The sequence below is a fragment of the Shigella sp. FC1967 genome (assembly GCF_001743005.1).
In the GTDB taxonomy this organism is placed as follows: Bacteria; Pseudomonadota; Gammaproteobacteria; order Enterobacterales; family Enterobacteriaceae; genus Proteus.
Genome location: NZ_MIIZ01000520.1, coordinates 1 through 205, shown reverse-complemented (window position 1 = coordinate 205; position 205 = coordinate 1). Strand labels below are relative to the sequence as shown.

The window sequence follows — 205 nt, the reverse complement described above, 5'->3', positions numbered from 1 at the left end:
GGGGTGACTGCGTACCTTTTGTATAATGGGTCAGCGACTTATATTCTGTAGCAAGGTTAACCGTATAGGGGAGCCGTAGGGAAACCGAGTCTTAACTGGGCGAATGAGTTGCAGGGTATAGACCCGAAACCCGGTGATCTATCCATGGGCAGGTTGAAGGTTGGGTAACACTAACTGGAGGACCGAACCGACTAATGTTGAAAAA

Annotated in this window: 1 rRNA gene; it reads left to right on the top strand. The window is 48.8% G+C overall.

The annotated features are described in order from the left end of the window. Window positions 1-205, top strand: a 23S ribosomal RNA gene (locus tag BHE89_RS04410); the annotation flags it as partial.